The sequence below is a fragment of the Reyranella sp. CPCC 100927 genome (genome assembly GCF_007859315.1).
Taxonomy (GTDB): Bacteria; Pseudomonadota; Alphaproteobacteria; order Reyranellales; family Reyranellaceae; genus Vineibacter.
Genome location: NZ_VOHA01000012.1, coordinates 64,900 through 79,754, shown reverse-complemented (window position 1 = coordinate 79,754; position 14,855 = coordinate 64,900). Strand labels below are relative to the sequence as shown.

Here is a 14,855-nt window from a genome sequence, read left to right as displayed (position 1 = left end):
CAATACGGAAGCTGTTTCCCTCCGCATGCCAGCCGCTATAGTCCGCGACCTTTTTCCATAGATGTTTCGCGGAGCGAGCCATGGCGGCGTTTGGTAAGGCGCAGTACATCAGTCGTGTTGAGGACCAGCGTTTGCTGACGGGCAAGGGTGGTTTCGCCGACAACCTGTCGCGGCCCGAGCAAGTCGAGATGGTGCTGGTGCGCTCGCCGCATGCGCACGCGACGATCACGTCGATCGACACGTCGGCGGCGAAGGCCGCGCCCGGCGTCGTGGCGGTCTATACCTGGGCCGACATGGCAGCCGAGGGCGTCGGCACGTTCGCCTTTCCGGCCATGTTTCCGCGGGCCGACGGCCAGAAGCCGGAAATGACGCCGCGCCGCTCGCTGGCGCACGAGGTGGTACGCCACGTCGGTGAGCCGGTGGTGGCGGTGATCGCCCAGACGCGGGCGCAGGCGCAGGACGCCGCCGACCTGGTCGCGATCGACTACGACATGCAGCCGTCGGTGACCGACACCAAGGCGGCGCTGGCCGACGGTGCGCCGCTGGTGTGGCATGACGCACCGGGCAACATCATCGGGGTCAACCGGTTCGGTGACCAGGCCAAGACGGATGCGGCCTTCAAGGCCGCCGCTCACGTCGTCTCGCTGGAGATCGAGCACCAGCGGCTGATCGTCAACGCCATGGAGCCGCGCGCCATCCTGGCGGAGTGGGACGAGGATCGTATCGTCGTTCATATCGGCAGCCAGAACCCGTCGGTGACCCGCGACACGCTGTGCGAGACGATCCTGAAGATGCCGAAGGACAAGGTCCGCGTGCTGGTGCGCGACATCGGCGGCGGCTTCGGCATGAAGGTCGGCATCCAGCCCGACGAGTCGGTGGCGGTGTGGGCCTGCAAGGTGCTGAAGCGGCCGGTGAAGTGGCGGGCCGAGCGCGGCGAGGAGTTCGCCGGCACCACGGCCGGTCGCGACCAGCTGCACAAGGCCTCGCTGGCACTGGACAAGGACGGCCGCATCCTGGGGCTGCGCCTGGAGGCGTGGGCCAATATCGGCGCCTACCCGGCGCGCGCCGGCGTGGTGATCCCGCTGTTCGTCGGCCCCAAGGTGGTGACCGGCACCTACGACATCCCGACGCTCGACCTGCGGCTGGCCTGCGTGCTGACCAACACGGCGACCATCGGGGCCTACCGCGGCGCCGGACGTCCGGAATGCATCCTCGACCTCGAACGGCTGATGGACACGGCGGCGCGCCAGACCGGCATCGATCCGGCCGAACTGCGCCGGCGCAATTTCGTCCAGCCGTCGCAGATGCCGTACACGACGGCGATGGGCGAGAAGTACGATTCGGGCGACTTCGACCTGTTCCTCACCAAGGTGCTGACCGCGGCGGACTGGGACGGCTTCGCCGCGCGCAAGGCGGCGGCCGAGACCCGGGGCAAGCTCTACGGGCGTGGTCTCGCGACGTACGTCGAATGGACGTCGGCCAACGTCCTGAATGAAATGGCCCATTACGAGGTGCTGGGCGACGGCAAGTTGCGCATCTGGATGGGCACGCAGGGCATGGGGCAGGGGCTGCAGACCAGCTTCACCCAGCTTGCCGCCGAACTGCTGGGCATCGATGCCGGCAAGATCGAGATCGCCATGGGCGATTCCGACCGGGTCGGCGGCGTCGGCTCCATGGGCTCGCGCTCGGCCTATATCGGCGGCTCCGCCGTGGCGTCGGGGACCCAGAAACTGCTCGACCAGGGCAAGGAGCTGGCCGCCGACGCGCTGGAGGCCGCCGCCGGCGACATCCAGTACGACGCCGGCACCTTCCGCATCGTCGGCACCGACCGGTCGATCGACCTCTTCGCGCTGGCCGCCCGCCAGCCGGACCAGCGGATCTTCATCGAGAACGTCAACACCGTCGACGGGATTGCCTGGCCCAATGGCGCCCATGTGGCCGAGGTCGAGATCGATCCCGATACCGGCAAGGTCCAGATCGCCCGCTATACGACGGTCGACGATGTCGGCCGGCCGCTGCACCGGCCGATCGTGTTCGGCCAGATCCACGGGGGTGCTGCCCAGGGGATCGGCCAGGCGCTGCTCGAGGGCGCGGTCTACGATGCCGACAGCGGCCAGCTGCTGACCGGCTCGTTCATGGACTACGCCATGCCGCGGGCCGACGATCTGCCGACGTTCAACAACACGCTCGACGACTCGGTGCCGGCCAAGAGCAACCCGCTGGGCGTCAAGGGTGTCGGCGAATCGGGCACGGTCGGCTCCACGCCCACGACCCTCAACGCGATCATGGACGCACTCTGGCCGCTGGGCGTACGCAACATCCAGATGCCGGCCACACCGCATCGCGTATGGGAAGCAATCCGGTCGGTGAAGGGGTAGCGTTCGGTCCCCTCTCCCGCGAGCGGGAGAGGAAGGAGCCCATGGCGCGTAGCGCCATGGGAGGGTGAGGGATTGAAAACGAGATGTCGTGCGTGAAGCCCTCACCCGACGAGCGCTTCGCACCCGTCGACCGCTCCCGCTCACGGGAGCGGTAAAGACGACTTACTGTCCCTTGCCCTTCGTGCGCTGACGGATGCGCCAGTCCCACGGCATCTCGAACTCGCTCGACCAGATGCCGCGCTTGGCGTCCTTGGCTTCGGCTTCTTCCTTGGCGTAGGCGTCGGTCTGGCGTGGATTCATGACTGCCCAGCCGTTGCGTATCATCCAGCGCGACAGGCTTTCGCCGCCCAGGGTGCAGTCGCCGACAATCAAGCGCCGCAGCTTGTCCTCGACGATCACCAGGCAGCGCACCGTCTTGCCGGTGACCAGTTGGCTGAGCGCACGGGCGGCGTCGCGGCCGCACGTCCACGTCTTGCCGCCGCGCTTGCAGGTTTGATCGACGCTGGGTGCATCGATACCCCACAGCCGCACACGCTGGCCCTGCAAAGCGATGGAGTCTTCATCGAGACCGGCGGACGTGCCGGACATGATCGTTTCGGCGCGCACGTTGCCGCTCAACGCGACGCAGCACGCAACAACGGCGACAAGGAGACGGATGTTCATTCGGTGCGCGTAAGGGAACACGATGTTGACGACGACGCAAGCGCGTCCGCTTGTTACGAACGTCGTCGCTCGAGGTTTCATGTCGAGGAGCGGACAAACGCCCGTCGCCTCACGCGTACGCTTTTGGGGACAAGAGAAATTCTGCGAAGGCGCGGCGTATGCACCCCGTACGGCGCGCGGCCTGCTCCGAACGGCCCAGACGTCCGTACGTTGGCCGCTCTTGAATGCCGGCCGCCACCGCCGGGCTCGTAACGAGGTAGTGCGCTTCACCTGGACAGGCATTACGCAGACAATCGTTCATTAAATCGATATTCCTATTTTGTTCTGAAATTAACGTATATTTGCATTTTTGCGCAAAATTCCCGTTATTTTCCGAACATCGTGTCAATGGAACGTGAACAACAGGCTCTCACTGCAAATTGCTAAGGAACATATGAGAAACAAAACTTAGAAATCACGTTCGCTTTTAACGACCAGAAGACGAGACTCTTCACCACGATAAACGTGCTGAGGGATTCGCTAAATCCCCGTGACCCGCCCGCGCGCGGACGACACCGGCGGTCGCTGGGCAGGGAAGAGCCTTTGGTGACGGTGGGGTTGGAAAACTGGTGCTGCCGGACAGGATTGAACTGTCGACCTCTCCCTTACCAAGGGAGTGCTCTACCACTGAGCTACGGCAGCCCCGACGCGGCGGCGTTTGCGGCCTGCGAGACGGCGGCGGGTATGCCATAGGGGGCAGGGGCCTTCAACCCCTCGTGGCGTCTTGATGCACTGCTGGTTGCCAAGGTCGGGCCCGTGGGCTTTATGACACCCACCCATAGCCGCCGGAGAGCCGCGTGACCTACACCACCTTCGATTTCAGCGTCACCGACCATGTCGCGCACGTGCGATTCAACCGGCCCGACAAGCGCAACGCGATGAATCGTGCCTTCTGGGATGAGATCCGCCGGGTTTTTGCCGTCGAGATCGGCGAGCAGCGGGCTGACGTGCGCGCGGTGGTGATTTCGTCGACCGGCCCGCATTTCACCGCCGGCATGGATCTGTCGGCGTTCGCCGATATCACCGCGGACGCGGGCGATCCGGCCCGCCGGCGCGAGCGCTTTCGTCGCGGACTGCTGGCCTATCAGGATTCTTTCACGGTGATCGAGAAATGCCGGGTACCGGTGCTGGCGGCGATCCAGGGCGGCTGCATCGGTGGCGGCGTCGACATGGTATCGGCCTGCGACATGCGCTACTGCACCCGCGATGCGTTCTTCGTCATCAAGGAGATCGACCTCGGCATGACCGCCGACGTCGGCACCCTGCAGCGCTTGCCGCATCTGATCCCGCAGGGCCTGGTGCGTGAACTGGCGTATACCGGCCGCAATCTGTCGGCGGACGAGGCGCAGCGCTGCGGCCTGGTGAACCGCCTCTACGACACCCAGGCGGCGATGCTCGACGATGTCATGGGGATTGCGCGGGATATTGCGGCGAAATCGCCGCTCGCCATCCACGGCAGCAAGGAAATGATCAACTATACGCGTGACCACACCGTCGACGAGGCGCTGAACTACATGAGCGTGTGGAACGCCGCCTTCATCCACGGCGAGGACATGCCGGAAGCCTTCCGCGCCATGCAGGAAAAGCGGCCACCGCGCTTCCAGGATCTGGCGGCGAGCGGCAAGCTCTGACGCACCACCAACAATATTCATGAGCGCTTCCTCATTATAGAGTCGGCGCGCGCGTTCAATCCGTGCTACGGATTGTATTCTGCGGACATTTCAACGATCAGCAACATGGTGAAGCCATGGCGACCCTGTATAGCGGCGGCAAGATTTTCGACGGCGAGAAGGCGATCGAAGGGCATGCGGTGCTCGAGGAAGACGGTCGCATCAAGCGGTTGGCACCGGCCGGCGAGTTCGTCAGCTATGCGGGGCCGCGCATCGATACGTCAGGCGGCACCCTGCTGCCCGGTCTGATCGACTGCCACATCCATTCGCTGTCGGGCGCCGAGGGTAACCCTGGCGTCGTGCAGGACCGCATGAGCGCGGCGCAGATCGCCGTGCGCGGCCTGGAGTTCATGCGCGCCACCCTGGACGGCGGCATCACCGCCGTGCGCGATTGCGGCGGCAAGGACTACATCGAGTTCGCCATTCGCGATGCCGTCAATACCGGCCGCTTCCTCGGTCCGACCATGCGCTGCGCCGGCCGCATGATCTGCATGACCGGCGGTCACGGCAACCGCACCGGCCGCGTTGCCGATGGCATCGATGAGGTGGTCAAGGCGGTGCGCGAGCAGGTCCATGCCGGCTCCGACCTGGTCAAGATCATGGCCACCGGCGGCGTGATGACCCCGGGCGTCAATCCCGAGGACGCCCACTACTCGGCCGCCGAGATCGCCGCCGGCATTGCCGAGGCGACGCGTTTCCACAAGACCACGGCCAGCCATGCGCAGGGCTCGGAAGGCATCCTCAACGCCGTGCGCGGTGGCGTCACGTCGATCGAGCACGGCATCTTCATGACCGACGAGTGCGTGCTGGAAATGCAGTCGCGCGGCACCTGGCTGGTGCCGACGCTGGCCGCCGTAAAGAACATCCTGCGCGGCGTCGAGGCGGGCGACCGCTCGATCCCCGAGTACGTGGTCGAAAAGGCGCAGCGGGTCTTCGGCCGTCACATCGATTCGGTGAAGATGTACTATGCGGCCGGCTGCAAGATCGCCATGGGTACCGATGCCGGTACGCCGTACAACCGGCATGGCGATAATGCCATGGAGCTCGAGTACATGTGCGAGATCGGCATCACGCCGCGCGACTCGCTGTTCTTCTCCACGGCCAGCGCCGCCGACCTGATGCGCCTGGCCGATCACGGCCGTATCCGCGAGGGCAATGTCGCCGACTTCCTGGTCGTCAACGGTGATCCGCTGGCCGACATCACCCGCGCCGCGCGCAAGGACTACCATCGCCTGGTGGTCAAGCGCGGCGTCCTGGCGCGCGACAACCGCGCCGCCGCCAGCGATGCGCTGCGGATTGCCGCGCAGTAAGGACGAGAGCCCGCGAGGCGCGTGGCGATGACGGCGTTTGTGTATAATGCGTGACAGTAAGCCCGGCGAACCCGTGAAGGCGCTCACAATGAGCGGGGCTTGGGGACAATCCTGATGGACGAGTGGGTCCTGCTGGGACTGCTGGTCGGTGCTGCCGTGTTGGTGGTCCCGATCCTGGCGGTTGCCGGGTTCGTGCGTGCCGGCGCGGCGCAGCGGCGCCTCGATGCCCTGGAACACCAGGTGCGTTATCTGCAGGCGCAACTGGCGGGTGCTGCGCCAGCGGCACCGGTGCCGGATGTGCCGCCTGGCGTCGCGGTACCACCACCGCCCATCGCGCCTTACGCTGGGCCAGCGCCCGGTCAGGCCTGGGTTCCAGTACCACAGCCGATCCCGGCACCTGGCTACGCACCGCCACCGCCGCCACCACCACCGCTACCGCCGACGGTCGAACCCGTGGCGGTGCCGCCGCTGGCGGCGTCGACCGCGGATTCTGGCGGCTGGTCGCGCGCGACGCTCGAGCAGAAGCTGGGCGGCAATCTGTTCATCTGGCTCGGCGCCATCGCGGTGGCCCTGGCCGGGTTGTTCCTGTTCCGCTACGCCATTGACCAGGGCTATCTGCCGCCGACCGTGCGGGTGATCCTGGGCACGGCGGGTGGTTTCATCCTGGTCGGGATCGCCGAGTGGCTGCGCAGCCGCGACGCGCGGATAGCGCAGGCGGTGGCGGCTGCTGGCGTGGCTGTCCTGTTTGCCGCGCTGCTGGCATCGGCTGCCCTTTATGAATTGATACCCAAGTCTCTGGCCGGCGTGCTCGCCATTGCGCTGACGGCATTCGCCATCGGGCTTGCCCTGCGTCATGGCCCGTTCGTGGCGGCCCTGGGGTTTGTCGGCGGCGTGCTGTCGCCGATCTTCCTGGGTACCGACAGCTCCAATGTGCCGCTGCTGTTCGGCTACCTGCTGGCGATCTCGGTCGGCACGCTCGCGGTGATCCGTCATCGCGGCTGGTGGTGGCTGGGCTGGGGCGTGCTGGCCGGCGACGTGCTGTGGACGGTGTTCTGGCTGGTCGCGCGCCTGTTCGACCCGGCAAAACACGACGGTGAGTTGATCTGGGTTGCGCTGTTCCAGGTCGCTGTTGCCGGGCTCTTCACGTGGGCGACCTGGCAGCGGGTGCGCGAGGACGGCGGTGCGCCGGCACATGTCGTGGCCAAGCTGTGGGTGGCCACGCTGGTGACCGGACTGCTGCTGGTGTTGGGCATTGCCGGCGCGGAGTTGCAGTGGGCCGGCTGGCTGTGCCTGGCGCTGCATGCCGCCGGGATCTTCGCGCTGGCGCGCTACGTGCCGCGCTACCAGTGGCTCGCCGTTGCACCGGTGGCATTCTCGCTGCTGGCTTTCATGATCTGGCGCGGCGATCGCTGGTTCGACACGGCATTCCAGCAGGTCGAACCCTTCGCCTGGACCATCGGCATCATGGGCGGCCTGCTGGCGGCCGGCGCCTACGCCCTGATGTGGAACGCCGGGCGGCCCGGTTTCTGGGCTGCCGTGTCGGTGTCCGCGGCCGCCCTGCACCTGCTGTTGGCCTATGGCGCGTTGCGGCAGAGTTTGCCCGACACGACATGGGGCCTGATCAGCCTGGGACTGGCGGTGCCCTATCTCATCGGCGCCGAGCGGCTGGCGCGCTGGCGACTGCAGATGCCGGGTGCCACGGAGGCCCTGGGATTCGTGGCGGTCGGTGTCGCGTTCTTTGTCGCGGCCGCCATTCCGCTGGAACTGCAGCGGCAGTGGATCACCATGGCCTATGCGCTCACGTTGCCGGCCGTGGCGTGGATCGCCTGGAAGCTCGACCTGCCGGTGCTGCGCTGGCTGTGCTGGTTGATCGTCGGCGTCGTCACCGTGCGTCTGGTGATCAACCCATCGGTCCTCGACTACCCGCTGGGCCAATGGCCGGTGGTCAACTGGATCCTCTACACCTATGGCCTCGCAGCCGTGGCGTTCTGGGTGGCCAACTGGTTCCTGAAGCTGTGGGCCGACGACGAGCTGACGGTGATCGTCGACGCCGCGGCGGCCCTGTTCCTGTTCCTGCTGGTGACGCTCGAGATCCGCAGCCTGTTCCATCCCGAGGGCCTGGCGCGCGAGCGCCTGGATTTCATGGAGCGGGCGACCTATGTCGCGGCGTGGGGCGTCTTCGCGCTGCTGGCGCTGATACGCGACAGCCGGTCGCCGTCCAGCGGAGGACGCTGGGCCTGGCGCGCCGTCGGCGGCCTGGCGGTCGTCGCGGCGGTTGTCATCCAGTCGCTGCTGCTCAATCCGGTGTTCGTCGGCGGCGATGTCGGCACCACGCCGATCGTCAACGGATTGCTGCTGGGCTATGCGGTGCCGGCGCTGCTGGCTGCCGCCGCGGCGTGGTGGTTATCGTATTCGACCGATACCGCCGCGCGCGCCATCGCCGGCGCCAGCGCGGTCATTCTGCTCTTCGTCTTCCTGTCGGTGGAAGTGCGCCATGTCTTCCATCCGACCTTCGGCGGCGATCCGTTCGATGCCGAGGGCGCCGAACTCTATCTCTATTCGGTGGTCTGGCTCGCCTTCGGCGTGGCGCTGCTGGCGCTGGGCATGTGGCGGCGAGTGCCGGCGGCGCGCCATGCCGGCATGGCCGTTGTCTGCCTGACGATCTGCAAGGTCTTCCTGGTCGATATGTCGGGGCTGGGCGAGTTGCTGCGCGTCTTCTCCTTCCTCGGGCTGGGCGCGGTGCTGCTGGCGCTGGCCTTCTTCTATCGCCGGTTCGTCTTTACCGATGAACCCAAGGCACCGGTCACGGACGCCAGATGATGTAGGTCGGAGTCGTCCCTGCTGCAGGGTGGAGAGCGCATGTCCGAACCGTTTCCGGAACTGTCGTTGTCGCTGGATGCCCTGCGCACGGTACAGCTCGAGCGCCTGCGCACCAGCGTGCGCCACGCCTGGACGCATCAGGCCCCGTATCGAGCCAAGTGCGATGCCGCCGGGGTTCATCCCGACGACCTGCGGACCCTGGACGATCTGTCGGCCTTTCCGTTCACGCTGAAATCGGACCTGCGCGATCACTATCCCTACGGCATGTTCGCTGTGCCGCGCGAACGCTGCGTGCGCGTGCATGCCTCCAGCGGCACGACGGGCCGACCGACGGTCGTGGGTTACACGCAAGGTGATATCGACCGCTGGGCCGATCTGATGGCGCGTTCGATCTGGGCTGGCGGCGGCCGGCCGGGCGACATCGTGCATGTCGCCTACGGTTATGGCTTGTTCACCGGCGGCCTGGGCGCGCACTACGGCGCCGAGCGGTTGGGATGTACGGTCGTGCCGATGTCGGGCGGCTTCAGCGAGCGCCAGGTGCAGCTCATCCGCGAGTTCGGCGCGCGGGTCATCATGGTGACGCCGTCCTACATGCTGGCGCTGGCCGACGAGTTCGACCGCCAGGGCATCGACGTGCGCGAGACGGCGCTGCGCATCGGCATCCACGGCGCCGAGCCCTGGACCGAGGCCATGCGCAGCGAGATCGAACGCCGTACGGGCATCGATGCCGTCGACATCTTCGGTCTCTCGGAGGTGATGGGGCCGGGCGTGGCGCAGGAGTTCGTCGAGAGCAAGGACGGGCTCACGATGTGGGAAGATCACTTCCTGCCCGAAATCGTCGATCCCGAGACCGGCCGTCCGGTACCCGACGGTGAACTGGGTGAACTGGTGATCACGTCGCTGACCAAGGAAGCGCTGCCCGTCATCCGCTACCGCACGCGCGACCTGACGCGGCTGCTGCCCGGCAGCGTGACGGCGATGCGGCGCATGGCGCGCATCACCGGCCGCAGCGACGACATGCTGATCGTGCGCGGCGTGAACCTGTTTCCCAGCCAGGTCGAGGAACAGATCCTGAAGATCGACGGCCTGTCGCCGCACTATGTGCTGGAGTTGAGCCGCGAGGGTGCGCTGGATGCGCTGGCGATCGTCGTCGAGGCACGGGACGACATCGATGCGGCGCAGCGGTCGGTACTGGAAGCGACGCTGGCCGAGCGGGTCAAGGGCATGTGCGGTGTCACCGCCACGGTACAGGTTGCCGCCACGGGCGCCGTCGAGCGGTCGATCGGCAAGGCCCGGCGCGTGATCGACAAGAGACCGAAAGGATAGGTCATGACCCGGCGCGCGCTGTTGCGGTGGGTGGTCATCTCCATCCTGGTCTACGTAGCCTATGGCGCGCTGCTGACCTGGTTCAAGTTCGTCGACCGCTTCGATGAGCTCTACGTGCTCTTGAAGGACGGTGCGATCTTCGTATCGGCCGTGCCTGCGGCATGGCTGACGGCCTGCTTCCAGCGCCGCACCAGCTTCCTCGAGCAGCTGCGCGATCTGTGGTCGCAGCTGGTCGATGCCGTGCAGGAGGCGGTCCAGTACACCCATCTGGAGGCGCCAACTCAGGCGCAGTACGCGACGGTGATGAAGAAGCTGAGCGTGGTGATCGACGAGTTCCGCTCGGTGTTCCGCAATCTCGACGAAGCGCGTGATGCGCCGGACAGCGGTTACTTTCCCTTCGAGTCGATCCGCGCGATCTATCACCTGATCGGTGACCTCGGTTACGGGGCGACCTTCAAGGCGGACCGGGCGGCAGCGACTCGCCAGGACGTGATCCAGTTGTGGCGGCGGCTGCGCCAGCCGCTGCTGCGTGAGTTCGATCGTCAGAAGCCATCGCGAACCGATATCGTTACCGCATAGAACGACGCAGGGAGAGAAAGCGCATGCATCGCAGGAAGACGTTTCTCGTTCTGCCGGCGCTGGTGGCGCCGGCGCTGCCGCGTTCGGCACGCGCGGCGGGCAAGACACATCGCCTGGCGCTGCAGGTCAGCGACAACGACCCGGACAAGATGAACGCAGCGCTGAACGTCGCCGCCAATGTCAGCCGGCACTATTCCGACCAGGGCGACGAGGTCGAGATCGTCATCGTCACCTTCAACGCCGGCCTGCACATGCTGCGCGCCGACACGTCGCCGGTGAAGACGCGGCTGGAGTCGTTCGCGCAGGGCATGCCGAATGTCGGTTTTGCCGCCTGCGACAACACCATCCAGTCCATGAAGAAGCGCGAGGGCAAGGACATCCCGATCGTGTCCCAGGCCAAGATCGTACCGGCCGGCGTGGTGACTCTGATCGAACTGGCCGAACAGGGCTGGGTGCTGGTGCGGCCGTAGCCCTGGGAGCGCGTGCCTCTGGCCCATAGGCGCTAACTTACGCGGAAACCTCACCCTGAGGAGCGGCCCGCAGGGCCGCGTCTCGAAGGGTGGCAACAGCGCAGGCGTTGCAACATGTCCTTTCTACGACTCCGTCTGTAGCTCATCCTTCGAGACGGCCGCTGCGCGGCCTCCTCAGGATGAGGTTGGCGGCTCGATTATCGTCAAAGTTAGCGCCTATGGGCGAGACACCCGTGCCCCCAGGCTACGCTCGTGCGATGCGCAGGATGTTGGTGGCGCCCGGTGTGCCGAACGGCACGCCGGCGGTGACCACCAGGCGATCGCCTTCCTTGGCCATCCCCTCGCGCAAGGCCACCTGCTGGGCCCGCTTCACCATCTCGGCAAAGTTGTGGGCATCGGGGCTTTGCACTGCATGCACGCCCCACACCAGCGGCATGCGCCGCGCCGTCGCCAGTCGCGGCGTCAGGCTGAGGATCGGCACGTCGGGCCGCTCGCGCGCGGCGCGCAAGGTCGTCGAGCCTGACGACGTGTAGGTGACGATCGCTGCCGCCGACAAGGTGTGTGCCACCTGGCGCGCCGCGGCGCTGATGGCATCGGCGGCCGTCGGCTCGGGATCGTGGCGGCTGGCGTCCATGATCTGCCGATAGGTCGGATCCTTTTCGACCCGCGCCAGGATGCGGTCCATGATCGACACGGCTTCCAGCGGATAGTCGCCTGACGCGGTCTCGGCCGACAGCATCACGGCATCGGCGCCGTCATAGACGGCGGTTGCCACGTCCGATACCTCGGCGCGGGTCGGCGTCGGTGCGTGCACCATCGAATCCAGCATCTGGGTCGCGACGATCGCCGGTTTGCCGGCATGGCGAGCGGCGCGCAGCATCATCTTCTGGATCGGCGGCACATCCTCGGGCGGCAATTCGACGCCGAGATCGCCGCGCGCCACCATCAGCGCATCGGTCAAGGCCAGGATCTCGTCGAGGTTCTCGACCGCGGCCGGCTTTTCCATCTTGGCGATGATGGCGGCGCGGTCGCCGACCAGCTTGCGCAGATCGGCGATGTCGCCGGCGCGCTGCACGAAGCTCAGCGCCACCCAGTCGACGCCCAGTTCGAGGCCGGCCTCGAGGTCCTTCTGGTCTTTTTCGGTGAGCGGCGACAGCGGCAGCAGCACGTCGGGCACGTTGACGCCCTTGCGGTTCGACACCTCGCCGCCGATGACGACCTCGGTGTCGATCGCATCGTCGGTGTGCTTCTTCACGCGCAGCCGCACCTTGCCGTCGTCGATCAGGATCGTGCTGCCGACCTGCACGGCCTTGAAGATGGGCGGATGCGGCAGGGGTGCGCGCTTGACGTCGCCCGGTTCCTTGTCGAGCGTCAGTCGGAACGCAGCGCCGCTTTTCAGCGTCACCTTGTCGCCGATGAAGGTGCCGAGCCGGATCTTGGGGCCCTGCAGATCCATCAGGATCGCGATCGGCCGGCCCAGCTTCTGCTCCAGCTGGCGCAGGATCGTCACGCGGGCGTGGTGGTCCTCGATGGTGCCGTGGCTGAAGTTGAGCCGGAACACATCGGCGCCGGCCAGAAAGAGGGCGCGAATGCGCTCGGGCGTGGCGGTGGCCGGTCCCAGGGTTGCAACGATCTTGGTACAGCGATTTCGGCGCATGGCGATCCGATGATTCCGAGCGTGGCGACGTGTCAGTTTGACGGGGGCAGTGTAACGGCGCCAATGTTACGGGCGATAGGGGCGCGTGTCAGGATCTCTTGCCGGCGCGTTCGGCGATATCGAACTCGCCCATCTGTTCGTAAATCTTCACGACGGCTGAGTCGTCTATGCGGCCCCAGCCGGCGGCCGACGCCATGAGGAAGAGCTGGTGAGCGGCTGCGGCCAGCGGCAGCGCTTGTTTCACCGCACGGCCGGTGTCGAGCACCAGGCCGAGGTCCTTGACGAAGATATCGACAGCACTGAGCGGAGTGTAGTCGCCGTCGAGCATGTGCGGCACGCGGTTGGTGAACATCCACGAGTTGCCGGCGCTGTTGCTGATCACGTCGTAGAGCGCGCGCGGATCGGCACCAGCCTTGGTGCCGAGCGCCATCGCCTCGGCCGCGGCGGCAATGTGCACGCCGGCCAGCAATTGGTTCACGGTCTTGACCAGCGAGCCGATGCCGGGTGTATCGCCCAGGCGGTAGACCTTGGCGGCAACGGCGTCGAGGATGGGCTGGGCCTGGTCGTACGCCGCGGCCTCACCGGATGACATGATCGTCAACTCACCCGTATCGGCACGCGCACGACCGCCGGACAGCGGCGCATCGAGCAGCGGATGGCCCGCGGCAGCCAGCCGCTCACCCAGCGATTTGCTGAAGCCGGGCGGTACGGTGGCACATTGCATCACGACTCGACCCTGCGGCAGCGCACCGATGGCACCGTCGGCACCGAACAACACCGTCTCGACCTGATCGGCGTTCACGACCACCATGACCAGCGCGTCGGCCTGTGCGGCGGCGTCCTTCGGCGACGGCGCAGTCTGTCCCCCGGCGGCGCGCAGGGCCGCGCCGGCGTCCGCGTTCATGTCGACGCCGATGACGGTGTGGCCCTTGGCGAGCAGGTTCTTCGCCATGCCCATGCCCATCGAGCCCAAGCCGACGAACGCGATGCGCAAGGTGTTGGTGGTCATGGCGTGCCTGCCGTTCAGAAATTGCTGTCATCCCGAGCGTAGCGAGGGATCTCGGCGCCATTCTGGATCCTTCGCTGCGCTCGGGATGACAAGCGCCTCTCGTGATTCCAAGTGGTCTTACACCATCACGCCGTGATCCCATACTTGCGTGCCCAGCCCAGGCCGGCGGCGGTCGTCGTTTTGGGGCGATATTCCAATCCGACATCGCCATTCCAACCCAGCCGGTCCAGTGCATCGAGCACATGGAGGTGATTGGCCTCGCCGATATCCGGTTCGTTGCGGTCCGGGTTGCCGGCGATCTGGACATGACCGACCAGCGGCAGCAGCGTCTCGGCGCGCCGCACCAGATCACCTTCGGTGACCTGGCAGTGATAGAGATCGAACTGGATCTTGATGTGCGGCGCGCCGACCGCGGCGATAACGGCGGCGGCTTCGGTCGTGGTGTTCAGGAAATAGCCTGGGATGTCGCGCCGGTTGATCGGTTCCAGGCACAGCGTGACGCCCGCTTTGGCCGTGCGGTCCGCCGCGCGCTTGAGGTTGTCGACATAGGTGCGGCGCATCAACGACAGATCGGCCCCGGTGCTGATCAGACCCGACATCACGTGGATACGCGGGCAGTCGAGCGTCGCAGCGTATTGCAAGGCCGTCTCGATGGCCGCAGCGAACTCCGCCTCGCGTCCGGGCTGCGCCGCCAGCCCGCGTTCGCCCTTGTTCCAGTCGCCCGGCGGCGTGTTGAACAACGCCTGTGTCAAGCCGTGCTTCTTCAGCTCGGCCGCGATGTCGCTGGCGGCAAACTCGTAGGGGAACAGGAACTCGACGGCCTTGAAGCCGTGTCCGGCCGCGGCCGCGAAGCGCGCCATGAACGGGATGTCCTGGTACAGCCAGGAAAGATTAGCAGCCAGTCTCAGCATGGGATGATCCGTTGGTCGGTTGC

Annotated in this window: 11 protein-coding genes and 1 tRNA gene; 7 read left to right on the top strand and 5 right to left on the bottom strand. The window is 66.3% G+C overall.

The features are described 5' to 3' along the window. Positions 1–80 precede the first annotated feature (80 nt). Positions 81–2,378, top strand: a complete 2,298-nt coding sequence (locus FQU96_RS26790) for a xanthine dehydrogenase family protein molybdopterin-binding subunit (protein ID WP_146544433.1) — start codon at positions 81–83, stop codon at positions 2,376–2,378. A gap of 162 nt (positions 2,379–2,540) precedes the next feature. Here FQU96_RS26790 and FQU96_RS42280 read toward each other — a convergent pair whose 3' ends face one another. Both FQU96_RS42280 and FQU96_RS26780 read right to left on the bottom strand, forming a co-directional pair. Continuing rightward, positions 2,541–3,041 carry a thermonuclease family protein gene (locus FQU96_RS42280; RefSeq protein ID WP_178130724.1) on the bottom strand — a complete coding sequence of 167 codons (501 nt, stop codon included), beginning with the start codon at positions 3,039–3,041 and terminating at the stop codon, positions 2,541–2,543. A 606-nt stretch (positions 3,042–3,647) separates the two neighbouring features. Continuing rightward, positions 3,648–3,722, bottom strand: a tRNA-Thr gene (locus FQU96_RS26780). Between the two features lie 155 nt (positions 3,723–3,877). Here FQU96_RS26780 and FQU96_RS26775 point away from each other — a divergent pair. The 6 genes from FQU96_RS26775 (at position 3,878) to FQU96_RS26750 (ending at position 11,255) form a co-directional block, all read left to right on the top strand. Continuing rightward, positions 3,878–4,711 carry a crotonase/enoyl-CoA hydratase family protein gene (locus tag FQU96_RS26775; RefSeq protein WP_146544431.1) on the top strand — a complete coding sequence of 278 codons (834 nt, stop codon included), beginning with the start codon at positions 3,878–3,880 and terminating at the stop codon, positions 4,709–4,711. A gap of 116 nt (positions 4,712–4,827) precedes the next feature. Beyond that, complete coding sequence (locus tag FQU96_RS26770; protein ID WP_146544430.1) at positions 4,828–6,060, top strand: amidohydrolase family protein; 1,233 nt, start codon at positions 4,828–4,830, stop codon at positions 6,058–6,060. A 114-nt stretch (positions 6,061–6,174) separates the two neighbouring features. Further along, on the top strand, positions 6,175–8,880 hold the full coding sequence (locus FQU96_RS26765; protein WP_146544429.1) for a DUF2339 domain-containing protein: 2,706 nt from the start codon (positions 6,175–6,177) through the stop codon (positions 8,878–8,880). Positions 8,881–8,919: 39 nt separating this feature from the next. Then, positions 8,920–10,206: a phenylacetate--CoA ligase PaaK gene (gene paaK / locus FQU96_RS26760; RefSeq protein ID WP_146544428.1), complete on the top strand. Its 1,287-nt coding sequence runs from the start codon at positions 8,920–8,922 to the stop codon at positions 10,204–10,206. Between the two features lie 3 nt (positions 10,207–10,209). Next, entirely contained in the window at positions 10,210–10,785 is a 576-nt protein-coding gene (locus tag FQU96_RS26755) for a hypothetical protein (protein WP_146544427.1), read from the top strand. A gap of 23 nt (positions 10,786–10,808) precedes the next feature. After that, complete coding sequence (locus FQU96_RS26750) at positions 10,809–11,255, top strand: hypothetical protein (protein WP_255468574.1); 447 nt, start codon at positions 10,809–10,811, stop codon at positions 11,253–11,255. 244 nt (positions 11,256–11,499) lie between these two features. Here the strand turns inward: FQU96_RS26750 and pyk are convergent, their stop codons facing one another. The 3 genes from pyk to otnI form a co-directional block, all read right to left on the bottom strand. Then, a complete protein-coding gene (gene pyk, locus FQU96_RS26745; RefSeq protein WP_146544426.1) occupies positions 11,500–12,912 on the bottom strand; it encodes a pyruvate kinase in 1,413 nt (470 codons plus the stop codon). Positions 12,913–13,000: 88 nt separating this feature from the next. After that, a complete protein-coding gene (gene ltnD / locus FQU96_RS26740; protein ID WP_146544425.1) occupies positions 13,001–13,921 on the bottom strand; it encodes an L-threonate dehydrogenase in 921 nt (306 codons plus the stop codon). Between the two features lie 125 nt (positions 13,922–14,046). After that, the gene (gene otnI / locus FQU96_RS26735) at positions 14,047–14,832 is read right to left on the bottom strand and encodes a 2-oxo-tetronate isomerase (RefSeq protein ID WP_146544424.1); all 786 of its coding nucleotides are present in this window, start codon (positions 14,830–14,832) and stop codon (positions 14,047–14,049) included. Positions 14,833–14,855: the final 23 nt, after the last annotated feature.

Excerpts from the sequence above, each read along its gene's own strand:
- FQU96_RS26755 (WP_146544427.1), top strand. The coding sequence starts at position 10,210 with ATGACCCGGCGCGCGCTGTTGCGGTGGGTGGTCATCTCCATCCTGGTC.
- FQU96_RS26790 (WP_146544433.1), top strand. The coding sequence starts at position 81 with ATGGCGGCGTTTGGTAAGGCGCAGTACATCAGTCGTGTTGAGGACCAG.
- otnI (WP_146544424.1), bottom strand. The coding sequence starts at position 14,832 with ATGCTGAGACTGGCTGCTAATCTTTCCTGGCTGTACCAGGACATCCCG.
- pyk (WP_146544426.1), bottom strand. The coding sequence starts at position 12,912 with ATGCGCCGAAATCGCTGTACCAAGATCGTTGCAACCCTGGGACCGGCC.
- FQU96_RS26765 (WP_146544429.1), top strand. The coding sequence starts at position 6,175 with ATGGACGAGTGGGTCCTGCTGGGACTGCTGGTCGGTGCTGCCGTGTTG.
- paaK (WP_146544428.1), top strand. The coding sequence starts at position 8,920 with ATGTCCGAACCGTTTCCGGAACTGTCGTTGTCGCTGGATGCCCTGCGC.
- FQU96_RS42280 (WP_178130724.1), bottom strand. The coding sequence starts at position 3,041 with ATGAACATCCGTCTCCTTGTCGCCGTTGTTGCGTGCTGCGTCGCGTTG.
- ltnD (WP_146544425.1), bottom strand. The coding sequence starts at position 13,921 with ATGACCACCAACACCTTGCGCATCGCGTTCGTCGGCTTGGGCTCGATG.
- FQU96_RS26750 (WP_255468574.1), top strand. The coding sequence starts at position 10,809 with ATGCATCGCAGGAAGACGTTTCTCGTTCTGCCGGCGCTGGTGGCGCCG.
- FQU96_RS26770 (WP_146544430.1), top strand. The coding sequence starts at position 4,828 with ATGGCGACCCTGTATAGCGGCGGCAAGATTTTCGACGGCGAGAAGGCG.